The organism is Kibdelosporangium aridum (genome assembly GCF_900176515.1).
Lineage (GTDB): Bacteria > Actinomycetota > Actinomycetes > Mycobacteriales > Pseudonocardiaceae > Kibdelosporangium > Kibdelosporangium aridum.
The window spans coordinates 302,578-324,533 of sequence record NZ_FWXV01000011.1; the positions used below are offsets into that span (position 1 = coordinate 302,578).

At 65.9% G+C, this 21,956-nt stretch carries 21 protein-coding genes; 15 read left to right on the forward strand and 6 right to left on the reverse strand.

From position 1 onward, the window contains the following. The first annotated feature begins 24 nt into the window (after positions 1 to 24). The 10 genes from B9C43_RS44090 to lgt all read left to right on the forward strand — a co-directional run bounded on the left by B9C43_RS44090 (position 25) and on the right by lgt (position 9,882). Complete coding sequence (locus B9C43_RS44090) at positions 25 to 864, forward strand: MerR family transcriptional regulator (protein ID WP_084433329.1); 840 nt, start codon at positions 25 to 27, stop codon at positions 862 to 864. A gap of 118 nt (positions 865 to 982) precedes the next feature. Beyond that, a complete protein-coding gene (locus B9C43_RS44095) occupies positions 983 to 2,446 on the forward strand; it encodes an NAD(P)/FAD-dependent oxidoreductase (RefSeq protein WP_084433330.1) in 1,464 nt (487 codons plus the stop codon). After that, positions 2,443 to 3,525 (forward strand): hypothetical protein, encoded by a 1,083-nt coding sequence (locus B9C43_RS44100; RefSeq protein ID WP_084433331.1) that lies wholly within the window; start codon positions 2,443 to 2,445, stop codon positions 3,523 to 3,525. The genes B9C43_RS44095 and B9C43_RS44100 overlap by 4 nt, the downstream gene beginning before the upstream one ends. 5 nt (positions 3,526 to 3,530) lie before the next feature. Next, positions 3,531 to 4,130, forward strand: coding sequence for a TetR/AcrR family transcriptional regulator (locus B9C43_RS44105; protein ID WP_084433332.1), 600 nt, complete (start codon positions 3,531 to 3,533; stop codon positions 4,128 to 4,130). Between the two features lie 102 nt (positions 4,131 to 4,232). Continuing rightward, positions 4,233 to 5,093 (forward strand): poly(ethylene terephthalate) hydrolase family protein, encoded by an 861-nt coding sequence (locus B9C43_RS44110; RefSeq protein ID WP_143447025.1) that lies wholly within the window; start codon positions 4,233 to 4,235, stop codon positions 5,091 to 5,093. 77 nt (positions 5,094 to 5,170) lie between these two features. Further along, complete coding sequence (locus B9C43_RS44115) at positions 5,171 to 5,506, forward strand: YciI family protein (protein WP_084433334.1); 336 nt, start codon at positions 5,171 to 5,173, stop codon at positions 5,504 to 5,506. Further along, the gene (locus B9C43_RS44120) at positions 5,503 to 6,720 is read left to right on the forward strand and encodes an RNA polymerase sigma factor (RefSeq protein ID WP_084433335.1); all 1,218 of its coding nucleotides are present in this window, start codon (positions 5,503 to 5,505) and stop codon (positions 6,718 to 6,720) included. The genes B9C43_RS44115 and B9C43_RS44120 overlap by 4 nt, the downstream gene beginning before the upstream one ends. 115 nt (positions 6,721 to 6,835) lie before the next feature. Continuing rightward, complete coding sequence (locus B9C43_RS44125) at positions 6,836 to 7,330, forward strand: SRPBCC family protein (RefSeq protein ID WP_084433336.1); 495 nt, start codon at positions 6,836 to 6,838, stop codon at positions 7,328 to 7,330. A gap of 31 nt (positions 7,331 to 7,361) precedes the next feature. Next, the gene (locus B9C43_RS44130; RefSeq protein WP_084433337.1) at positions 7,362 to 8,756 is read left to right on the forward strand and encodes an MFS transporter; all 1,395 of its coding nucleotides are present in this window, start codon (positions 7,362 to 7,364) and stop codon (positions 8,754 to 8,756) included. Between the two features lie 124 nt (positions 8,757 to 8,880). Beyond that, positions 8,881 to 9,882 (forward strand): prolipoprotein diacylglyceryl transferase, encoded by a 1,002-nt coding sequence (gene lgt / locus B9C43_RS44135; protein ID WP_407657162.1) that lies wholly within the window; start codon positions 8,881 to 8,883, stop codon positions 9,880 to 9,882. A gap of 39 nt (positions 9,883 to 9,921) precedes the next feature. Here lgt and B9C43_RS44140 read toward each other — a convergent pair whose 3' ends face one another. Beyond that, complete coding sequence (locus tag B9C43_RS44140; protein ID WP_235039205.1) at positions 9,922 to 10,206, reverse strand: hypothetical protein; 285 nt, start codon at positions 10,204 to 10,206, stop codon at positions 9,922 to 9,924. A gap of 10 nt (positions 10,207 to 10,216) precedes the next feature. On the opposite strand from B9C43_RS44140, the gene B9C43_RS44145 reads away from it, so the two are divergent. Beyond that, positions 10,217 to 11,995, forward strand: a complete 1,779-nt coding sequence (locus B9C43_RS44145; protein WP_084433339.1) for a hypothetical protein — start codon at positions 10,217 to 10,219, stop codon at positions 11,993 to 11,995. A gap of 155 nt (positions 11,996 to 12,150) precedes the next feature. Here B9C43_RS44145 and B9C43_RS44150 read toward each other — a convergent pair whose 3' ends face one another. Continuing rightward, a complete protein-coding gene (locus B9C43_RS44150; RefSeq protein WP_084433340.1) occupies positions 12,151 to 13,314 on the reverse strand; it encodes an LLM class flavin-dependent oxidoreductase in 1,164 nt (387 codons plus the stop codon). Further along, complete coding sequence (locus B9C43_RS44155; protein WP_160097136.1) at positions 13,311 to 14,102, reverse strand: alpha/beta fold hydrolase; 792 nt, start codon at positions 14,100 to 14,102, stop codon at positions 13,311 to 13,313. The genes B9C43_RS44150 and B9C43_RS44155 overlap by 4 nt, the downstream gene beginning before the upstream one ends. A gap of 165 nt (positions 14,103 to 14,267) precedes the next feature. On the opposite strand from B9C43_RS44155, the gene B9C43_RS44160 reads away from it, so the two are divergent. From B9C43_RS44160 to B9C43_RS44170, 3 genes are all read left to right on the forward strand, one after another. Next, positions 14,268 to 15,245: an AraC family transcriptional regulator gene (locus B9C43_RS44160; protein WP_160097138.1), complete on the forward strand. Its 978-nt coding sequence runs from the start codon at positions 14,268 to 14,270 to the stop codon at positions 15,243 to 15,245. Positions 15,246 to 15,316: 71 nt separating this feature from the next. Further along, positions 15,317 to 17,251, forward strand: a complete 1,935-nt coding sequence (locus B9C43_RS44165) for a glycoside hydrolase family 84 protein (RefSeq protein ID WP_084433342.1) — start codon at positions 15,317 to 15,319, stop codon at positions 17,249 to 17,251. Next, entirely contained in the window at positions 17,248 to 18,687 is a 1,440-nt protein-coding gene (locus B9C43_RS44170; protein WP_084433343.1) for a family 43 glycosylhydrolase, read from the forward strand. The genes B9C43_RS44165 and B9C43_RS44170 overlap by 4 nt, the downstream gene beginning before the upstream one ends. 218 nt (positions 18,688 to 18,905) lie before the next feature. Here the strand turns inward: B9C43_RS44170 and B9C43_RS44175 are convergent, their stop codons facing one another. The 3 genes from B9C43_RS44175 to B9C43_RS44185 form a co-directional block, all read right to left on the reverse strand. Beyond that, the gene (locus B9C43_RS44175; protein WP_084433344.1) at positions 18,906 to 19,712 is read right to left on the reverse strand and encodes an MBL fold metallo-hydrolase; all 807 of its coding nucleotides are present in this window, start codon (positions 19,710 to 19,712) and stop codon (positions 18,906 to 18,908) included. Positions 19,713 to 19,852: 140 nt separating this feature from the next. Continuing rightward, entirely contained in the window at positions 19,853 to 20,266 is a 414-nt protein-coding gene (locus B9C43_RS44180; protein WP_235039206.1) for a DUF3455 domain-containing protein, read from the reverse strand. Positions 20,267 to 20,515: 249 nt separating this feature from the next. Further along, a complete protein-coding gene (locus B9C43_RS44185) occupies positions 20,516 to 21,031 on the reverse strand; it encodes a hypothetical protein (RefSeq protein WP_143447027.1) in 516 nt (171 codons plus the stop codon). Between the two features lie 72 nt (positions 21,032 to 21,103). Between B9C43_RS44185 and B9C43_RS44190 the strand changes: the two genes are divergently transcribed. Beyond that, complete coding sequence (locus tag B9C43_RS44190) at positions 21,104 to 21,856, forward strand: RICIN domain-containing protein (RefSeq protein ID WP_143447028.1); 753 nt, start codon at positions 21,104 to 21,106, stop codon at positions 21,854 to 21,856. The last annotated feature ends 100 nt before the right edge of the window (positions 21,857 to 21,956 follow it).

Genomic DNA, 21,956 nt, shown 5'->3' on the forward strand with positions numbered 1-21,956 from the left:
TACCGCAAAGGTGACCATGGGGGCATGTTGTCCATCAGCGATTTCAGTGAGATGTGCTGCCTGTCGCCGCAGACGCTGCGGTTTTACCACTCCGAGGGCCTGCTTGTCCCAGCTGAGGTCAACGAACAGACCGGCTACCGCTCGTACACGTTCGACCAGATCGAACAGGCCATGCTGATCACCGTGCTACGCGGCGCGGGGATGAGCGTCAAACTCGTCCGGCGTGCACTCGACGAGCCGGACACAGCCCACGCCTTGTTGCGGCAACACGCTGCCGACGTGCAGCGCGAGCGGGAGGCCCAGGACGAGGCGATCAGCGATGCCCACGAACTGCTCAGCTCGTGGCCGCAAGCCCATGTGCGCCACGTGCCGGAAATGACCGTGGTGTCAAAGGTGGTGCCTGGCCCGTCGGCCGGGCTCAACCAGTACGACTGGGACCAAGCCGATGCCGCCCTCTACGCCACAGTCCGAGAGGTCATCGAGACCGTGGAGTCCTGCGGAGTCGTTGTGTCGGGAACCCCGTGGCGAGCCCCGGCCATCGAAACCCCGGAACAGAAGAAACAGAACCTCACCGCCGCGGGACCGCACTGGCTGGTGAAGGTCCCCGTCGCAACCGACGACAACGCACTCGCGGCACTGCCCGGCGACATCGAGGTGCAGACCTTCGAGGCTCGTACGGAACTGTCGATACGCATCCCCGGCAAGAGCTCGATGGCCAAGTACGGCACCGCACTCTCACGCCTGGCCGCGCATCCCCTCGACGACGCCTTCATCGACTTCTCACGCATCCGCCAGGTACTGCACGACGACAGCGTGGAAACCACCGTGGCCATCTGCAAGCTCGACGAGGCCACAAACCTATAGCCGGAAAGTCGCCCCGATCCGCATGACGGCTCCGCCAATCGGTTCCTTGACACGCATTCAGGTCATTCATACATTCAGTGTCACTTTGTATGAATGATGACGTGGGGAGTCGGTCCGCATGGAGCTCGGCAAGACCGCCGTCGTCCTTGGTGGCAGTGCCGCCGGTCTCTGCGCCGCGGGGGCGCTCGCGCCGTACTTCGGTCAGGTGCTGGTGCTGGAACGCGATGAGCTCCCCGCCGAGGCTGAGCACCGGCGTGGCGTGCCGCAGAGCAAGCACCCGCATTTCCTGCTGAACTCCGGCCGTCGCGCGATTGGCGAGCTGTTCCCCGGGTTCGAGGACGACCTCATCGGTGCTGGCGGGCTGCATCTGATGCCGTCGATGGATGCCGCCTACCTCGGCGGGGAGGGCTGGTCGGCACGCAAGCGCAGCTCGATGACGATGGTCTACAGCTCTCGCATCCTCATCGAGCGCGTGCTGCGCGACAAGGTGCGGGATCTGTCCAATGTGGTCATTCGCGAAGGTGTCTCGGTGACCGGCCTGACGGTTCGGGGTGGCGGCACCCGCGACGGGGCGGTCACTGGAGTCGACTTCTCCACTCCCACTGGTGACGAGCACGTCGACGCCGATTTCGTGGTGGACGCGATGGGCCGTGGTTCCTCGGTCGGCAACTGGCTGGTGGCGGCGGGCTGGCCCGAGCCCGAGGTGCGGACCCTCGACGCCAAGGTCACCTACACCTCGCGTTGGTACGACCTGCCTGCGGAGCGACCGCCGTCCTGGTGGTGGCAGCACCTGGTGGTCATGCCGACGTTGGACAAGGGCGAGCACCCCGCCGAGCACGAGTTCCTGGTGAACTTCTTCCCGATCGAGGGCAACCGTGTCATCGCCTGCATGGGCTCGTGGGGCATCGAGATGCCTCGCACCGCCGACACGTTCGTCGAGTCGGCCGGCCGAGTGCGGACGCCGTTGTTCGCGGCCGCGATGGCCCGGTGCACCCCTACCTCGGAGGTTCATCTGACCCGGTCGACCGGCAACAAGTGGCGCCGCTACGACCGGTGGGCCAACCCTCCACTGGGGATTGTGTTCATCGGCGACTCGATCTGCGCGTTCAACCCGTTCTACGCACAGGGCATCAGTTCCGCCTCGGCTTCGGCGCTGCTGCTGCGTGAGCACCTCGCCCGCGCCAGCCGTCTCGACGCGGCGTTCCACACACGCTTCCTCGTGGCCCAGCGCAAACTGCTCGACGTGCCGTGGCGCCTGGCGATGGCCAGGGACCAGGGCTACGAGTGCGCGGTGGGGACCGAGAAGTTGCGCGAGTGGCGACGTCGCATCGTCGCGGCCGCGTCAGGCCCGGCGTTCAACCTCATCGTCGGTGCGGCCCGGGAGGACGATGCGGTCGACGAGCATTTCGCCAAGGTGTTCAACATGGAGGAGTCGCTGGGCGAGATGATGAGGAACCCACGTGTGCTCGCAGGGCTCGTGCGCTACCGCATCCGTGCTGCGCTGGGGCGCCACCGGGTTCCCTACGGATTCGATCCCCAGGTCGATCCTCCGGCCAGGGACTACAGCGCGGCGACGCGATGAGCGTCCTGTGCGGGCCGCAGGCCGAGGCCGTCACCCGCGAGCTTGGCTTCGACTGCCACGACGTCTCCCCCGTGGTCTCGATCCGCTTCCCCTGGGATCTGGCCCACTGGACGATGCCGCTACTCGAAGTGCTGATCATCAGCGGCGCCGTTTTCGCCCTTGTGCACGCCATCCGCCGCCATCGTGCGGGCGATCCGGTCAACCTGGCGCTGTGGTGCGCCTCGCTGGTCTATCTCTTCGTGACCGAACCGCCGCTGTACTTCCCGGAGTGGTTCGGTCTCGACAAGCTGTACGGCTTCATCTTCGCGCACAACCAGTTCACCGTGCAGTTCATGTGGGACCGGTTGCCGCTGTACATCGTGGCGTTCTACCCGGCGATCAGTCAGCTCGCCTACGAGCTTGTCCGGTCGCTCGGCGTTTTCCGCCGTGGCGCGCTGACCGGTTCGGTAGCCGTTGCCTTTGCCTGCCAGGTGTTCTACGAGGTCTTCGATCACGTCGGCCCGCAGCTGAAGTGGTGGGCCTGGAACATGGACAACCACATCGTCAACCACCCTGCGATGGCGTCGGTACCGATGAACAGCATGCTGCTGTTCGCGTCTGTCTCGATGGGCGCCATGACCTACCTGGTCGTGCGTCTGACCAGTGGGCGGCGCGGGCGGTCACTGGCGCTGCGCACCTTGCTGGCCGGTGTCCTCACGCCGCCGACCATGGCCATCGCGGGCATCCCGTCGAGCTTCTTCAGCGGAAACACCACTGCGCAGGCGTGGGTCCTCGGCATCGAACTGGCCCTGGTCTGGTTGGCAGGTGCGTGGATTGTGATCGCCCACGCAGGGAAAACGGACGAGCCCCTGTCCGCCTTCGCCCGGTTCTATCCTGCGGCCTACCTAAGTGGGATGGCTGTGTGCTGGATCGGTGCCCTACCGGCATACCTCGCCGCGGAGAACGGCATCACCAGCGACGGCACCCCGATCGGAAGCGGAGCCTACGCGCTCGCGTGTTTCATCGGGGCCGGTCTGTTGCTGGCCACGCTGTATCGCGTACACCGCAAGACACCTGCCAACCCCGTTCGTGGAACATAGAGCGCATGGGGCACCACGGATGGCAGGGCAACCCACCCGGTTCTGAAGACGAGGCACGCCGCCGGATCGTCGAGGCGGCGACGGCGTGCATCGACCGTTTCGGGCTCGCCAAGACCAACCTCTCCGACGTCGCAGCCGAGGCCGGAGTGACCCGCCAGACCGTCTATCGCTACTTCCCGAGCCTGACGGACATTCTCAGCGCCGTCGCCCTCGCCAGAGTCGAAGAGTTCGCGGGGCGGATGGAACGTCACCTGGCCAAGTTCGACAGCGCCGCCGAGGTTGCCGTGGAGTCCGTGGTGTTCGGCGTCCGGACCGTCCCCAACGAGCCCTACCTCGGCCTGCTCTTGCAGGCAGGCGAAGCCGACGTCTTCACCGTCGCGGTCACCTCTCCCATGTCCTTCGCCCTTGGCGCACGGATCCTGCGCAACGTGCCGGTCGACTGGCCTGCCGTCGGCGTCACCACCGACGAGGACCTCAAGGGACTCGCCGAGATCCTGATGCGACTCTTCCTGTCGTTCCTGCAGTACCCCTCGACACCAGCGCTCACTGACGATCAGCTGCGATCTCTGGTCCGCCGCTGGATCGCACCGGCACTGCGCGGATAGCTCGGGGCGAACAACCCCAATTCGTCGCTTTCGCCTGTTGCCTACCGGCCGGTAACGTAAAGGGGCTTCGGTCTCCCTGCGACCTATGAGGTGTACGACGACGTGCATACTCGAAGTCTGTTCGCCCTGCTCACGTTGACGATCGCCACGCTTGTCAGTCCGGCACAGGCACAGGCGGCCGCCAATCCCTACGAACGCGGTCCCGCTCCTACCGTCGCCAGTATCGAGGCGTCCCGCGGACCGTTCGCCATCGCGCAGACCACTGTGGCGGCGAGTGCTGTCCGAGGGTTCGGCGGCGGCACGATCTACTACCCGACATCCACCAGTGAGGGCACGTTCGGTGCCGTCGCGATCTCCCCCGGATTCACCGCGCGCCAAACCAGCGTCGCCTGGTACGGCCCGCGGCTGGCCTCCCAGGGGTTCGTGGTGATCACCATCGACACCCTGTCCACATTGGACCAGCCGGACCAGCGCGGTGCTCAACTGCTTGCGGCACTGGACTATCTGGTGCAGACCAGTTCCGTCCGCTCAAGGATCGACGGCACCCGGCTCGGCGTGATGGGCCACTCGATGGGCGGCGGTGGCAGCCTGCGAGCCGCGGCCACGCGGCCGGCTCTTCAGGCGGCCATTCCGCTCACCGCGTGGCACACCACCAAGAACTGGTCATCGGTACAGGTTCCGACGCTCATCGTCGGTGCCGAGAACGACACGACAGCGTCGGTCAGCGCGCATTCCGAGCCGTTCTACCAAAGCCTCTCGTCCACACCGGACAAGGCATACCTTGAACTCAACAACGCCGGCCATTCCGCGCCGACATCCGCCAACACCACGATCGCGAAGTACAGCATCTCGTGGTTGAAGCGGTTCATCGACAACGACACCCGCTACGAACAGTTCCTCTGCCCGCCACCACCACCGAGTTCACTGATCGAGGAGTACCGGCACACATGCCCGCACTCCTGAATCGCTGACGCCGGGTAGCGCCTTGGCCGGCTGTCGGCCAAGGCGTGGCGTTCGAGTATGTCGGGCATAGTGGGGTCATGAAGTATGTCTTGCTGATCTGTGACGATGAGAAGGCGTCGCCGACCATGGAGGAGATCGCGGCGGACCCGGCGTACCAAGCCTTTGACGCGGAGGTGGAACGGCGGGGAGCCAGCCTCGGTGGCGCGCGGCTGCGTCCGGTGGCCAGTGCGACGACGGTGCGCGTCCGCGACGGAGAGACTCTGGTGTCCGATGGCCCGTTCGCGGAGACGAAGGACTTCGTCGGCGGTATCGACATCATCGAATGTGCCGATCTGGACGACGCGATCGCGATCGCGGCGCGGCACCCCTACGCGAGCTGGGGTTGTGTCGAAGTCCGCCCAGTGTGGGAATGACCGCGCCAGAGGCGGTTCGAGCAGCGGTCGATGCGGCGTATCGGCACGAGTGGGGCCAAGTCGTCGCCACGCTGATCGGGCTGACCGGAGACTGGGATCTGGCAGAGGACTGCGCGCAGGACGCGTTCGCCGCCGCGCTGACCACGTGGGCGCGCGATGGGGTTCCAGATCGTCCGGGTGCGTGGCTCACCACGACGGCCCGGCACCGGGCGATCGATCGGCTGCGGCGTGACACGACGGGGGCGGCGAAGGTTCGGCAGCTCGCTGTACTGGAGCGCAGTCCGATTGAGCCGCCAGCCGAGGAGATTCCGGACGAGCAGCTGCGACTGATCTTCACGTGCTGCCATCCCGCACTGCCGTTCCCCGCGCGGGTCGCCCTGACGTTACGCACGTTGGCGGGACTGAGCACAGCTGAAATCGCCAAGGCGTTCCTGACCGCCGAGCCGACGATGGCGCAACGCCTGGTACGCGCCAAGCGCAAGATCGTCGAAGCCGGGATACCGTACCGGGTTCCACCAGCGGAGCTCCTGCCGCAGCGGCTGACAGCCGTCCTCGCGGTGCTCTACCTGATCTTCAACGAGGGCTACGACGAACAGGACGGACGCAGGGCGCTCGCGGCTGAGGGAATCCACCTCACCCGGGTACTGGTTCATCTGATGCCGCGTCAGCCCGAGGCACGCGGCCTGTTGGCGTTGATGTTGCTGCTCGAAGCCCGGCGCGCGAATCGCACCGACGACGGCGTGCTGGTCACGTTGGAGAACCAGGACCGATCCCTGTGGGACCGCGCCCTGATCGCCGAAGGCGTTGCGACGCTTGACGAAGCGTTGGCCATGCGGCGTCCCGGGCCGTACCAGGTACAGGCCGCGATTGCCGCCTGTCACGCTACGGCGCCTGACGCCGCGGCCACCGACTGGCCGCAGATCGCCGCCCTCTACGCAGAGCTCGCGCGGTTGGCGCCGTCCCCCGTGGTCGACCTCAACCGCGCCGTGGCGATCGCGATGGCCGACGGCATCTCCGCCGGACTCGCCCTCGTCGACGAGCTCGCCGAGTCCGGCAAGCTCGATGGCTACTACCTGCTGCCCGCGACCCGCGCTGATCTTCTCCGCCGGGACGGCCGCCTCGCCGAGGCCGCCAGGTACTACGAAGAGGCACTGGGTCTGGCGCCGACCGACGCCGAACGCCGCTATCTGACGAGTCGCCTTTCTGCGCTCTGACCAGCACAAAGACCATCGCGGCCAAGTTTTTCGAAGTTTTTCGCTGATCGATGTCGATCCCGGGCGGGCCTGGTTCGTCGGTGGGGCAAAACCACCAGACGGAGAGGCAAGAACGATGTCGAACACCGAGTACCTGACCGCCACCATGACCGTCGACCAGACGCCGGACGAGGTCTTCGAGGCCATCACCAACGTCCGCGGATGGTGGAGCGAGAATCTCATCGGCAACAGCGCCGCGCCGCGCGACGAGTTCGTCTTCACCGACGACAGCAAGTACCCCGGCGAGGCCGCCCGGACCAAGACGGGCATCCGGTTCGCCCGGTTCCAGGTCACCGAGGTCGTGCCCGGCCGCCGAGTGGTCTGGCACGTCGTGGACTCCTACCTCGACTTCATCGACGACCACCACGAGTGGACCGGCACCGACGTCATCTTCGAAATCACCACCGATGCGCAGGGCACCACACTGCATTTCACGCACGAAGGCCTCACCGCGACGGAATCCGCGTGCTTCGAAGCCTGCTCGCGCGGCTGGACCTTCTACATCACCAGGAGCCTGCCGCAGCTGATCACCACCGGCATCGGTCAGCCCATTCCCGCCTACGAGCACTGACCCGCCGCGAGCCGCGAAGGACACCGAACCCATGTCTGTCATCAACAGCCCCGTGAAAACCACGGGCCAGCAGAAGGCAAGCGCTCACCAAAAGCTCGTACTGGGACTGGCGTGTGCCACCCAGGCGATGGTGGGCCTCGACATCGCCATCGTGAACGTGGCGCTGCCCTCGATCCAGCGAGACCTCGGCGTCAGCCAAAGCAGTGTGCAGTGGGTTGTCGTCGCCTACGGCCTGCTCCTCGGCGGATTCCTTCTCGTCGGTGGCCGGATGACCGATTTGCTGGGACGACGCCGCATCCTGCTCGCCGGTCTCGGCTTGTTCACTGCCGCATCGTTGCTGGCGGGCATGGCGCAGCACGGCGGCGTGCTGATCACAGCCCGTGGGCTGCAAGGTCTGGGTGGCGCACTCGTGGCACCGGCAGCCTTGTCGCTGTTGGCCGTCACTTTCCGCGAAGGACGGGAACGCAATCGGGCCCTCGGTGTCTTCGGAGCAGTCGGCGGAGTGGCCGGAACTGTCGGCGTTGTCGCGAGCGGTCTCATTGCCGCTGGCCCGGGCTGGCGGTGGGCGTTCTTCATCAACGTGCCCGTGGGCCTCGTGCTCATCGCGCTCGCCATCACCTGCCTTGCTGCAGATCAGCCCCGTCGCCGTTCCGGGCGGCTTGACGTCGCGGGGGCGAGCACGGTGACCGGCGGACTGCTGACGTTCGTCTACGCACTTCACCATGCCTCGACCCACGGATGGACCTCTGCCTCCACGCTGGCGTGGTTCGTCGCGGCCGGCGTGCTGATAGCGGCGTTCGTGCGGATCGAGAAGCGTTCGCCCGCCCCGCTCGTGCCGGCCAGTGCGCTGAGGCACCGCACGCTCGTCGCGGCGAACCTCACCGCGCTGCTCGCGTTTGGCGCGTTCTTCTCGTTCATCTTCCTCGGATCGCTGTTGATGCAGCAGGAACTCGGCTACTCGTCAACGCAAACGGGTCTGGCGTGGCTGGCCACGACGGTGACCGAGTTCGTGACAGCCTCGATCGCCGGCCGCCTCGCGGCCGCCATGGGCGTCCGTCTCCTGCTGGGAACTGGCCTGACGCTGTTGACCGCCGCAATGGTGTGGCTTGCCCAGGTTCCCGCCGACGGCAACTACGTCACCGACCTGCTTCCAGCGTTCCTGCTCGCCGGACTCGGCTTCGGGCTTTGCGTGCCCTCGCTGCAAATCGGCGCGCTGTCCGGTGTCACCGAATCGGAATCAGGACTCGCCTCGGGCTTGATCGAAACGACGCGCGAGATCGGCGCCGCGGCAGGTGTTGCCGCCATATCAACAGTTCTCGTGGCCGGAACCGGTCTCGACGGCTTCCACACAGCGTTCGTCGCCATCGGAATCCTCGCCGGCCTCGGAGCCATCACCGCGATAACCGGGTTTCGGCGCGCTGCTTGATTCACCTCGAACGGTCCTGCCTCGCACACCATGTGGGCAGGACCGTTCGCACGTGAGTCTCTGGACAACAACCATGTGCCCAAACCAGACCCTCAAGGGTTCGCCGACCGCTACGGTGAGCCCCGTGACCGCCTCGACTGCGTTTCTGGCGACCATCCCGAGCCCGCCGCAGGGTGTGTGGGAGATCGGTCCCTTCCCGATCCGCGCCTACGCACTGTTCACCATCATCGGGATCGTCGTGGCCATCTGGTGGGGCCAGAAGCGCCTGGAAGCCAGGGGTGGCGCTGCCGGGACAGTGGTCGACGTCGCCATGTTCGCCGTGCCGTTCGGCGTGATCGGCGGCCGGGTGTACCACGTGATCACCGACTATCACCTGTACTTCGGCGAAGGCAAGGACCCGGTCCGCGCGCTGTACGTCTGGGAGGGCGGTCTCGGCATCTGGGGCGCGATCGCCCTCGGCGCGGTCGGCGCGTGGCTGGGCTGCAAACGTAAAGGCTTGCCGCTGCCGGTGTTCGCCGACGCGGTCGCTCCTGGTATCGCGGTCGCGCATGCGATCGCCCGGATCGGCAACTACTTCAACCAGGAGTTGTACGGCGCGCACACCACGCTGCCATGGGGCCTGGAGATCTACCAGCGCGTCAATGCCCGCGGCGAGGCCGATCAGCTCAACGGCATTTCCAACGGCATCCCGCTGCCGGAAAGCCCGGTGCACCCGACGTTCCTCTACGAACTGCTGTGGAACCTCGGTGTCGCCGCGCTTGTGGTGTACGTGGACCGCAAGCAGCGCCTCGGTCACGGCCGAGCCTTCGCTCTGTACGTCGCGGCGTACACCCTGGGACGGACGTGGATCGAGCTGATGCGTACCGACCCGGCGACGCCTGTGTTCGGCGTCCGGGTGAACGTGTGGGTCTCGATCCTGCTGTTCGTTGGCGCGCTGACCTACTTCTTCCTGGCTCGTAAGAAGGGCTCGCGCGAAGTCCTCGGCGAAACAGACAAGCCCACCGAGACCACGCCACCCTCTGACACCAAGCCTGACGACGGCCTCGACAACGGCAAGGAAAAGGCCACGATCAACGCCAAGTCGACCACCCCGGACGTGACCCAAGAACCCCGTCCCGAGGACTGACCCGCCGGAAATCCGCCCGCATCATCCACAAGAGACAGTTCAGAACAGGAAACTGCCGTGCGGGCCGTTGCGGATCGCGTTTTTCTGTTGCTCGTTGAAGTGCGTGTTCGGGTAGTTGTAGAAGGACGCGGACATCGGCGTGCCGTCGGTGTACGACGAGTCCGGCAGCCCGAAAGTGTGCCCGAGTTCGTGCACCATTCCGCCGTACCAACGGTTCAGTTTTTGCTTGTAGTACTGCTGCGCCTCGGCCATGACGCGCGCGATGCCGTCCGGATAGCGCTGGTCATACGGCACATCGTTGGGACGCAGCCAATACACCCGCACGGTCAAGCATGTGCCGACGTGCAGTGGTGTAAGGCATCATCAGGCCCTCACCTCACTTCATTGGCCGAACCTCGTCCGGCTGACGCCGGTCGCCGACACGGTAGCGCCCGGTCAGACTCGCAACCACGATTTCGTCGCGGCCATCGACCGGTTCGGGACGAACGTTTCCTACCCGTCGACTGCCACACTGACCTCGTCCGCGCCAGGCTATGACACGGCATACGGCCAGATGGCGGCGTTCTGGAACGGGCGCGTCAACGACACCGCGCAACCTGCGTTACCCAATCTGACGCTGCCGAACACCGGCCTGGCCCATCCGGGAACCGCACTGCGCAACGCTTATCGGGCCGGCACCGTGTACCACCTGATGATGCAGGTCGGCAAAGCCCCGTTCTCCGGCGCGAACAACTACGCCTGGCTGCTCAACCACGACATCCCCGGTGAGCTGGTCGCCCGGTTCACCACCGGTGACTTCTCCGACGCACAGAACCTGCTGCTCACCGGCCGCGCCTCGGAGCGTCCCGGCTTCCCGTCGGTGGGCGCGAACTGGTACTGGGACGGCGTGTGGAAGACGCCGTGGGCGTGGGCGGTCTATCTGATGAAGACCAATGACACGGCGTTCGTCAGCGAGTTCTTCAACGACAACCAGACTCAGTTCGGTCCGAGTCTGCGCACGATGATGCGCACCCACTTCGTGTCCCAATTGGACACCGACGGGACACTGAAGGCGAACTTCGACAACGACTCCACCGGAAAATGGATCCTGTCCAACTACTCAGCGCTGATCGGCCTTGCCGCGTACAAGTACATCGCGACGCGGATCGGGCAGACCGCCGAGGCGCAGTGGGCCCAGCAGGCGTACACCAGCCTGCACAACGCGTTGAACACCGTGATCGCCCGCAACCAGCAGGCAGGCGGGTTCAACTTCCTGCCCTGCGAAGTGCATCGGCCCAACACCGCGAACCGGTGCAACACGTACAACGACGCCAACTGGGCCCAGGCAGGCTGGTCCGGTCAGAACCAGTGGGACACCATGCTGATGGGCGGCGCGATGTCCGGCATCATCGGCGACCCGGCTCAACTCGACCGGATGTACGCCTGGGGTTACAACCGGCTGGCCGGCCGCGTCCCATTCCCGTCCATGGGTTCCTTTCCCGGCTACAGCACCGGATACAACACCGCGTACGCCGAGGGCGGGCTCTACGCCAACCAGTACCGCGACCTGGCCATCACCAGCTACGCCTGGCAGATCCAGAACACCACCGGCGGCCCGAACGCCTGGTGGGAAGCCAACGGCAGCGGCCCAAGCCCCAGCAACATCTGGGCAGGCAACCACGCCGGGCCACAGTTCGGCGCGATCCCCTACGCCTGGCCCATCGCCCACCAGCAACTCGCCCTGATCCGTGCCATCGCCGCCGAAGGCCTCACCGCCACCGGCAGCGGGCCGTTCACGTACAGCAAGCCGCTCTACATCGGCCGAGGCATTCCCGACACCTGGATCGCCCCCGGCCAGACCGTGGCAGTCAACAACATCACGTCCTCCTACAACATCACCACTGGCGCCCGCTCCACCTATGGGGTTTCACTGTCCACCACGCGCCCCAGCACCGGTCGGGTGATCACCGTCAGCCTGACCGGCACTCTGCCCGGCGGTCCGGTTTTCCTTCAACTGCCCGTCTTCGCCAGCTCCACGGTGACGAGCGTGGCAGGCGGGACCTACAACTCCTCCAGCCGGACGGTGACGGTGACACCAGGGAGCAGCCAGATCACGATCACCCTCAACAACTGACCTGCCCTGCTCACGGTCGCCCATCGACGACCGTGAGCAGGTTTGCCACCGGCTACGTTGACCGCCGATGCCAAGAGCGAGCGTGACTGGCTGACCCCGGCCCTGTCCTGACCGAGTGCACCAGGCCCGGTGCGCCACGCGACACCGGGCCTGGCTCATACCGGGGTGCTCGTTGGATCCACGACACCCAACGGTCGCACGGCCGGCATGACCTCGGCGCTGAACAACTCCATGCCATGAACCGTCTGTTCGTGCGTCATGCCGCCGAGCGCGAACAACCCGATGAGCTGGCCGAAGCCGAGTTCGTCGTGCAGCTCACGCAACCGGGCCGTCACCGTCTCCGGGCTCCCGACGACCGCGTACCCCTCAGCCAGCAATTCCTCATAGGACAGTTCGGCGAACGGCTTCATCCCGGCCATCAGCAGGCCACGCAACGACGAGGGCGTCATGTACCCCGGCGGGTACACCAGCTCGAACCCCTGCTTGAGTCCTTTGTGGAACAGCCACATCAGGTGCTTGCGGGCTTCCCGGTGTGCCTCGTCGTCGCTGTCGGCGACGTAGATCGGGATGGACAGCGCGATCTTTTCCGGATCGGGCACGTAGCCCAGTTCCCCGGCGGCTTGGCGGTATCCGTCGAACCAGCGCCGGACGACGCGCGTCGGCGCGTAGACCGACATGTAGGTGTAGCGGCGTTCGGCGACGAACCGCATCGTCTCGGTGCTGCCCGCGCCCGGGATGTAGATCGGCGGGTGCGGTTGCTGCAACGGCCGGGGCCAGACGTTGACGTAGCGGTATTCGTAGTTCGGGCTGATCCACTGGAACATCTCGTCCGACGTCCACGCCTTGATGATCAGGTCGTGTGCCTCGGTGAACCGGTCGCGTGACCGCGTCGGGTTGACGCTGTGGGCGAAGTACTCCCAGCCGATCCCGCGGACGAACCCGGACACGACCCGCCCGTCGGTCAGGTGGTCGAGCATGGCGATCTCCTCCGCCACGCGCAGGGGATTGCCGCGGATGCCGATCGCGTTGCCCAGCACCATGATCCGTGCCTGCTGCGTGCGCCGGGCGAGGGCGGCGGCCATGATGTTGGGCGAGGGCATCAGTCCGTAGGCACTCTGGTGGTGTTCGTTGACGGCGATCCCGTCGAACCCGAGCCGCTCGGCGTACTCGAGCTCGTCCAGGTAACGGTGGTAGAGCCGATGCCCGGCCTCGCGGTCGAAGTGCTTGTTCGGGAACGTGAGGGACGGCGACGGGTACTTCTCGTCGAAGTCGTCGGGCAGGTACGGGTAGGGCATCAGGTGGAAGAAGACGAACTTCACCGGCTCACCCCGTTCAGCTCGGCGGCCAGGAACTCACTGGTGACCGCGGCGAATTCGGCCGGGCGTTCGAAGTACATGGCGTGCCCGCAGTCCTCGACCACGGTGAAATCGGCGTGCGGGATCAACTCCGCGTACCGGTGGCCGTGCGCGATAGGAATCAACCTGTCGTCGGACGGCCAGACCACTTGGGTGCGTGCGGTGATGCGGTGCAGTCTGCGCTCCAGCTTCGGGTTGCACAGGAACGGAGTCCACGCGAACCGGGCGAGTGCCGTCATGTCGCGGTAGCCCGCCAGTATCGCGTCGATGTCGGGCTCGGCAGGAAACATTCCTGCGGCTTTGGCCGGACCGTGGAACAGCGCAGCGACCAGCTGTTGTGGCGTCATCAGGAACAAGTCCGCGATCGGGTGCCCGGGAAGCCGCAGCCCAGCCGGGCTGAGCAGAACCATCGAGCCCACAGCGTGTGGAGCGGCCACGGCCAGCTCGGCGGCGAGCCAACCACCGAAGGACGCACCCACGACGTTCGGCCGGTCCAACCCGAGCCGCTCGATGACGTCGAGGTAGTGGTACACGAGATCGTCCATTCCTTCGATCTCGGCCAGGTCGTCGGACCCGCCGAAACCGGGATGGTCGGGCGCGAACACCTCGAACCGGCGGGCGAGCAGCTCGTGGAACTCGTGCCACTGGCCTGCGCCACCAGCGGCGTGCAGGAAAAGCAGAGGTGGGCCGTCGCCGCCGCGCAGCACCTGTACGCGGCCACCGGGAAAGTCCAGATGTTCGGTCTTCGACATCCCCCACCTCCGCATTCGCGCCGGCGCAACGACCCTAGAAGGTGCCTGAACACCTCGACGAGCCACTTTCCGCACTGTCGGGCCAGTTTCCGCATCGAACACTTGACCTTGCTCGCACGCAGCCTCGATCCTGCTAGCCAGACGTCAGTCCGGGCGGAGGTGACGATGGGCGACATCGACGTTCCGTACGCCCTGTCGATCCACACCGATGACCCTTTCGAAGCACGGGTCCGGACGCAGGAATTCCTGGGCTGTGCGCATCGGATGACGGTGCTGGACCGCGACCGTCCGTTCCTGGCTCGCGTACGGCATCGATCGATGAACGGGCTCGGCCTGATGTCCTCGGTGTACGGCTCGGCGGTGGAAATCGGCTGCTCTCCCCCGATCCACCTGGTGACGGTGAACTTCGTGCACGGCGGCCAGATGTTCGTCGACGACGGCGGAGCCACCACGGTCGCGGATCCCGGCCGCGGCGCCGTGTTCTGTTTCCACGAAGAGCTCACCATGCGGTGGAGCCCCGGGATGCGGCAGTTGATGCTGACCATCGACAAATCCATGATCGAGAGGCACCTGCGCACGCTGCTGGACACCGCGCCGCACGAGCCAGTGCGCTTCACCGGCGAGGTGGACCTCGCTGACGGCGGCCAAGGCATCGTGGCCGCGGTGGGGACTTTCCAGCGGGCACTGGAACTGTGCGGCAAACAAGGGCCGCCACCCGTACTGGCCGCGGAGATCGAGCACGGCATCCTGACCGCGCTGCTGCTCGGTCAGCCGAACAACTACACCGACCGGATCTTCGGTGCTCGTACACTGCCCGCGCCCAGGGTCGTCCGGCGTGTCACCGAACTCATCGACTCAGCGCCGCAAACCGCTTTCACGGTCGCGGACCTCGCTGCGTTCGCTGGCGTCAGCGCGCGCTCGCTGCACGCTGCGTTCCGCAGGCAACTGGGCTCGACACCCATGTCCTACGTACGCAAGCGCCGTCTGGAACACGCGCACGACGAGCTGCTCAGCCTCGATCCCGCTGCTGGGATCAAGGTCATCGACGTGGCACTGCGCCACGGGTTCACCCATGCTGGCCGGTTCGCCGCTGCCTACCGTGCACGCTTCGGCGAGTCGCCGTCCGCCACGTTGCGACGTTGACGGCCCGTCACGGTCTGCTCAATACTGGCTCGAAGTGTTAGCGCTAACGCTGCCGCGGGCGAGGAGATCGCATGGCCAGCAGAACCGTTCCGCTCTTGGTGGCCATGGCGCTGATCGCCTCGGTCCCGGTACACGCCACGGCCGACCCGAACGGCCACTTTCCGGCAGTTTCGCCAGCACCGCAGGACATCCGGCGCGGCGGACCGGACGTCGTCGTCGGCAGACGAGCGGAACTGGTGGTCACTGACACCACCGACCCGGTCGCGCGTGTCCTGCTCGACAAGACCCTGCGTGAGCGTGGCGTGCGCGACATCGATGTCCGTGCCAAGGCGTCCGGCAAGGCCCCGTTGACCATCCACCTTGGACCGCTCGATCGGCCGGACATCGTGGCCGCGCTGGGCAGGACACCGATCCCGCACGGCGCTGAGGCTTACGCCCTGAACGTCACCAGCAGGCGTGTTGTGGCTATGGGTGGCGCGGACGCTGCCGGACAGTACTACGCCGTGCAGACATTGCGGCAGTTGTTCGTTGGCGCGCACCACCGTTGGCGCATCGCCGGCGTCATGGTCAGTGACTATCCGGCGATGCCGTTGCGCGGCACGATCGAGGGCTTCTACGGTTCGCCATGGACCCACAGTGAACGCCTTGCTCAGCTGGCGTTCTATGGCGCGGTCAAAGCCAATACCTATATCTACGCGCCCAAGGACGATCCATTCCACCGCGAGCGGTGGCGTGAGCCGTATCCGCAGGACACGCTGAAAGAACTAGGCGAGCTGGTCAAAGCCGCCGCTGACCACCATGTGCGGTTCACGTACGCGCTCTCCCCTGGAACGTCCATCTGCTACTCGAGCGAACTGGACCGGGCGGCGCTCACCCAAAAGCTGCAAGCCATGTATGACCTCGGCACCCGCGCCTTCTCCATTCCGCTGGACGACATCAGCTACACACGCTGGAACTGCCAGGGAGATCAGGAAACTTACGGCGCGCCCGGACGTGCGGCGGCCGCCCGGGCTCAAGTTGACCTTCTCAACCATGTCCAGCGGGACTTCGTCGCCTCTCATCCCGGAACGCATCCGCTGCAAATGGTTCCGACTGAGTACGGCGATCTGACCGACACCGCCTACAAGCAGGTAATCCGCGCGACGCTCGATCCCGCGATCCTGGTGATGTGGACCGGAACCGACGTTGTGCCGCCCAGCATCACGGTCGATCAGGCGCAGCGAGCGTCCGCGTTGTTCGGCCGCAACGTCTTTGTCTGGGACAACTATCCGGTGAACGACTACAGCCAGTCCGCCGGCCGGTTGCTGCTCGCGCCGTACGACCACCGTGAGGCAGGCCTTTCACGTCACGTCGCAGGTATCGTGTCCAATCCGATGAACCAGGCAGCCGCGAGCAAGGTCGCCGTCTTCACCATGGCCGACTTCATGTGGAACGACCAGGCCTACAACCGCGACGCCAGCTGGACCCAGGCGGCGTCGTACCTGGCAGGCGGTAACCCGGCTGGTACACGGGCGTTGCTGGTCTTCTTCGACCTCAACCACCTCGCGCCGACGTTCGGTCCTCAGCCGTGGCAGCCCCAGGCCCCGGCTTTGCGTGCACGGATCGACGGCAATCCTGATGAACTGCGCCGCTACGTCAGGCAGATGATCGAGGCGCCAGCGACGATCCGCGCCACCGTCACCGACAAGGCCTTTCTCGATGACGCAGCAAACTGGCTGGACGCCACCGAACTCTGGGCGCGCGCCATGAGCAGCGGCCTGGACACGCTGGACGCCATCACCGCGGGCGACCGGGCAGCCGCAGCGGCGGCGCGGCAGCAGATGGACGCGTTGGCAAGTGCGGCAGGCAAAATCCGGTCGGTGCCCGGCGAGAACCGAGTCGAAGGCGTGGTACGGATCGGGGATGGTGTGATCGACGTTTTCCTCGACCGGGTGCGCGCCAGGCACGACGAGTTCGTGGCGACGCCGCCTTCCGGATCACAACTTGACGGGAAGGACAGTCAATGACGACGATCCTCCGCCGTGCGGCCGTGCTGGCTTCGACGGTCGTTGCGCTGATCGCGGGATTGCCTGTGACGCAGGCGAATGCCTCGCCCGCAGTGCAGTACACGAATCCGATCGCCAACCGGCGCGCCGATCCGCACATCGTCAAGCACACCGACGGCTTCTACTACTTCACCGCCACAGTGCCGGAGTACGACCGGATCGTGCTGCGGCGAGCCACCACGCTGCAAGGACTCGCCACCGCACCGGAAACCGTCATCTGGCGCAAACACTCCAGCGGTGAGCTGGGCGCACACATCTGGGCCCCGGAAATCCACTTCATCAACGGCAAGTGGTACATCTACTTCGCCGCGGGCCGGACAGACGACGTCTGGCGCATCCGGATGTACGTACTGGAGAACTCCAGCGCGAACCCGCTCACCGGCGGATGGACCGAACGCGGCCGGATCATGACTCCATTGGACACGTTCTCGTTGGACGCCTCGACGTTCGTAGCGGGCGGGGTGCGGTACTTGACGTGGGCCCAGAACGACCCGGCGGTGGGCTCAGGCACCAACCTCTACCTCGCGCGGATGGGCGCCAACCCGTGGACGATCACGGGCACGGTCGCGAGGCTGTCGGTGCCGACGTACAACTGGGAGACTCGTGGCCACCGTGTCAATGAGGGGCCGTCGGTCATCCAGCGCAACGGCAGGATTTTCCTGACGTATTCGGCGAGCGCCACCGATGCCAACTACTGCCTCGGCCTGCTCACCGCGTCCGCGTCGGCCGATCTGCTCAACCCGGCGTCGTGGACCAAGACCGCCAACCCCGTCTTCGCCAGCAACGACGCCACCGGCCAGTACGGCCCCGGCCACAACTCGTTCACCGTGTCCGAGGACGGCCAGAGCGACATCCTCGTCTACCACGACAGGAACTACCGCGACATCAGCGGTGATCCCCTCAACGACCCCAATCGGCGCACCCGTGTGCAGAAGGTCTACTGGAACGCTGACGGCACACCGGACTTCGGCATCCCGGTGCCGGACGGCAGTACACCGGTCCGCCTGAAGTCCTACAACCTGCCGGACCGGTTCGTCCGGCACTACGACTTCCGTGCCCGGGTGGAGTCGAACGTCAAACCGGTGGCGGACACGCAGTTCCGGATCGTTCCCGGCCTCGCCGGTTCGGGAACGGTGTCGCTGGAGTCCACCAACTTCCCCGGCTACTACCTGCGGCACCGCAACTTCGAGCTATGGGTGGAACGCGACGACACCACCACGGCATTCCGCGGCGACGCCAGCTTCTTCCGCCGCACCGGGCTGGCGAACAGTTCCGGCGTGTCCTTCGAGTCGCACAACTACCCCGGACGCTACATCCGGCACAGCGACTCACTGCTCAACCTCCAGCCGATCAGCGACGCAGCCGGCCGGGACGCCGCCACGTTCATCCTGGAATGACTGATTCAGCAGTGTGGTGAAGCTCCGGCTTCAGGGGCGCGATCCGCTGGCACGCCGACGTCGCGCAGGCGGTGCAAGCCAGCGACGCCGCTGCCGCCGAGCGCGCCATGCGCGACATCGTCGAAGAGGCCACCGCGGCGATGCTCGGAGAGCAACCCCCGGCCGAAGACTGACGACCGCGTCCTCATCCAGGCCTTCGGGCGCGCGGGTCGCGCCCGTCAGGTGAGCCAGCGTCGCCCTTCTCCGGCAAGAACCCTGCCGAACCGCAGTTCGGGAAAGTGAGCGCCTGCGCCGAGGGTCACGCCGTCCTCCAGTTCGCGAAACAGCCGCTCGCGAACCTGCCGGGCGAGCGTGGGATCGACGTCGCCCATGGACTGCCAGGTGGGCTCATCAAGCTGGACCGGGCAGACGATCGCGTCGCCGAGCAGCAACGCGCGCTGGCCTGCGGAGGAAACGATGACGCAGACATGCCCGGGTGTGTGCCCCGGGGTCAAGGTCAGAGTGACGCCGGGCGCGATGGTCGTGTCGCCGCTGACAAGCCTCAGTCGGTCGCCGCTCTGCGAGGCAGCCAGCAAACCGTGCCGGATGTGCTCGCGCATCGCTGCTGGGCCTTCGACGAAGTGGTCCCAGTCCCCAGCCCCGAACCAGATGGTGGCGTCGGGAAACATCGGGACGGCGTCGGTGTCGAAGAGCCAGCCGCAGTGGTCGGAATGCAAGTGGGTGCAGACCACGTCGGTGACGTCGGCTGGCGCGACGCCGAGGGCACGCAGCCCGAGCGGCAACTGGCCGCCGATGAGCAGCCGCCGAGGGCTTGCGTCGGCTATGTCGGGCCCCATGCCAGCGTCGACGAGGATCGTCCGGTCACGGGTTCGCACGAGGAAGCAGCCGATGGGCAGCCAGGCCATTCCGTGCCGGGTGAAGAGGTCCTCGTGGCCGTCCGGCCGGGCGTGGTCACCGAAGTAAGCGGGCGACGCCCGGAAGACCCCGTCAGTGAAGGGATGGATGTCGATGTCACCGATCAGCATGTGTCTCCCTGGGGAGTGGGCTGTTCACCGAACACGGTTACCCAATAAGTCGAGGTCGCGCCGGGGCTGATCGGAATCCAGCCGACCCCACCGGCTGTGCATCGCCGGTGGGGTCGACTGAACGCTATGCCCTTAGAGCATTAGGCGGGGTTGTAGAAGGCGTAGTCAGCGGTGTAAGGCACCGAGGCGGTGACGCCCTCAGTGCACGATCCGGTGGGAGCGAGGCCGCCCTTGGTCTTCAAGCGCTGGATGAACGTGACCGTGCTGAGCTTGCCCGGGCCACGGTTGCCGGTGGACCGCAGCAGTAGCTCCGGAATGGCGTTCGGGACGGGTGAGTTCGCGACGGCGGCACCGGTCACCGAGCTGCCGTCGAGCACCGAGGTCCACACTGGGCCCTTGGAGTGCAGAACCTCAGGACGGCCTCGGTTGGTGAGGATCGCATCCGGCTGAACGAACGTCCACGCGCTGTTCGTGCACTGGTAGGTCTGCACGCCTCGGGCGGGCATCACCGCGATCAGCTTGTTGCCGTCCGGCACTTTCAGAACTTCGGGCACGTTGGGAACGTGTGTTGCGGCGGCAGGCGCTGCGGCAGCGCCCAGACCGACGGCCGCGAATGCGGCGACTGTGAGACCGACAGAGATTTTCCGAACCCGACTCATGTTTTCGCGTCTCTCCGTGTGGTTTCCGGCGGTGGCGATCGCCAACCGACTCCCATACGAAGCACACGCTGTTGCGGTTCGGCGGGTGCCCCACCTCGCCCGATCGTGGCAACTAAGCGCCGTTTTGCTTCGCCTCGAGGCGTGTCATTCGTAGAGATCTTGTATACGGCGTTGATCCTCTATGCCGCCGAGCCAGTCGTCGTACGCGGAGGCCCATCTGCCTTCGGCGGCGCGGTCTTCGGCAGTAGGCCGGTACCACTGCAGGCCGGTGCGCATGGTGAGGAGGTCGGCGATGTAGGCGGAGATGTCCACCTGGTCGTGCTCCGACAGGCCCTTGCCTGAAACGTAGAAGCCTCTGTCGCTGACGTAACCGACGAGCTTGGCGACCTTCTTGCGGTCAATCCCGACAACGCCGATCAGCCGGAGTTTGAGACCGAACACTTCGGCGACATGGGGATACCAATTCTTCGGCTGCTCAACTTCGGCGAAGGTGCAGTTCAGCGCCTGCCCGACCCTCGTGGCCACCTGTTCGAGCGTCTCGTCGGTGTCCGCGCGCACGTCGAGATGGATCACCTGTCGCTTTTCCACTTCAAGCCCCCTGTCCTGCCGCGAAGGTACATGGAAACGATGCCGCGCGCACATGATCACTTGACTGTCCACCGTGCCCGCAATACGCCTTCTCGCGGGAGCACAGGAGGAGCACGCAAATGATCGAGCACAGAGGAGATCCGCGTGGGGCGCAGGGCAAAAAGAGTAGTGGCCGGTGTCATGGTCGCGGTCGTCGCCACGACACTGGCCGTGATCGTGTCAGACTCAGACGATCGAGCCTCCGGCATCGTCGTACCGTTGCCAGACAGCACTGACCCTGTGCCGCCGGTGACTGCGACGGAAATCGCGGCGACAGAACTCACCGTGGTGGCACCGTCTGTGGCGGCACCACCGGAGACATACAAGCAACCGGTTCGGTCGACGCCGCAACCACCGGCCAGCAAGCCATCCCCGACGAACTCACCACCGCCGCAGCCCTCGACCGGGCAAGGACCCGTGGCGGCCCGGTTCGATCCATCGGCGTCTTACCGGATCGTCAACCATGTGAACTCGCTGGTGCTCGACAGTGGCGGTCCGGTCCACCCAGGAACCGCGATGAAGTTGTGGGAACCCGGCAGCCCGAGCACGAACCTGCAGTTCCAGCTGATCGAGACCGGGGACGGTCACTACCGGCTGGTCAACCGGACCAACGGTCTCACCGTCGACGGCCGAGGAGCCACGACAGCCGGATCATGGGTGGGGCAACGCTGGTGGGACGGCAGCTCTGCCTTGCAATGGATCCCGGTCGAAGTCGGCAACGGCTTGTTCACGCTCACAAACCGCGCGACCGGTTTCCTGCTCGACGGCGCAGGCCGTGGCACGCAGATGGGAGCGCAGGCCAAGCAGTGGCCGCCGACCGGCAGCCAGAACCAACTATGGCGGATCGTGCGTGTCTGAGATCTGACTGTCGCGGTCCGGTGGACGCCACCGGACCGCGAAGTCTCTCAGGGTCCCCGCCGCCAGCCCAAGGTCCAAGGGTGACACAACGTCCACTGCG

What these genes read in the sequence shown, in the direction of transcription:
- B9C43_RS44090 (WP_084433329.1), top strand. Translation starts at nt 25, where the DNA reads ATGTTGTCCATCAGCGATTTCAGTGAGATGTGCTGCCTGTCGCCGCAG.
- B9C43_RS44095 (WP_084433330.1), top strand. Translation starts at nt 983, where the DNA reads ATGGAGCTCGGCAAGACCGCCGTCGTCCTTGGTGGCAGTGCCGCCGGT.
- B9C43_RS44100 (WP_084433331.1), top strand. Translation starts at nt 2,443, where the DNA reads ATGAGCGTCCTGTGCGGGCCGCAGGCCGAGGCCGTCACCCGCGAGCTT.
- B9C43_RS44105 (WP_084433332.1), top strand. Translation starts at nt 3,531, where the DNA reads ATGGGGCACCACGGATGGCAGGGCAACCCACCCGGTTCTGAAGACGAG.
- B9C43_RS44115 (WP_084433334.1), top strand. Translation starts at nt 5,171, where the DNA reads ATGAAGTATGTCTTGCTGATCTGTGACGATGAGAAGGCGTCGCCGACC.
- B9C43_RS44120 (WP_084433335.1), top strand. Translation starts at nt 5,503, where the DNA reads ATGACCGCGCCAGAGGCGGTTCGAGCAGCGGTCGATGCGGCGTATCGG.
- B9C43_RS44125 (WP_084433336.1), top strand. Translation starts at nt 6,836, where the DNA reads ATGTCGAACACCGAGTACCTGACCGCCACCATGACCGTCGACCAGACG.
- B9C43_RS44130 (WP_084433337.1), top strand. Translation starts at nt 7,362, where the DNA reads ATGTCTGTCATCAACAGCCCCGTGAAAACCACGGGCCAGCAGAAGGCA.
- B9C43_RS44155 (WP_160097136.1), bottom strand. Translation starts at nt 14,102, where the DNA reads ATGTCGAAGACCGAACATCTGGACTTTCCCGGTGGCCGCGTACAGGTG.
- B9C43_RS44160 (WP_160097138.1), top strand. Translation starts at nt 14,268, where the DNA reads ATGGGCGACATCGACGTTCCGTACGCCCTGTCGATCCACACCGATGAC.
- B9C43_RS44165 (WP_084433342.1), top strand. Translation starts at nt 15,317, where the DNA reads ATGGCCAGCAGAACCGTTCCGCTCTTGGTGGCCATGGCGCTGATCGCC.
- B9C43_RS44170 (WP_084433343.1), top strand. Translation starts at nt 17,248, where the DNA reads ATGACGACGATCCTCCGCCGTGCGGCCGTGCTGGCTTCGACGGTCGTT.
- B9C43_RS44175 (WP_084433344.1), bottom strand. Translation starts at nt 19,712, where the DNA reads ATGCTGATCGGTGACATCGACATCCATCCCTTCACTGACGGGGTCTTC.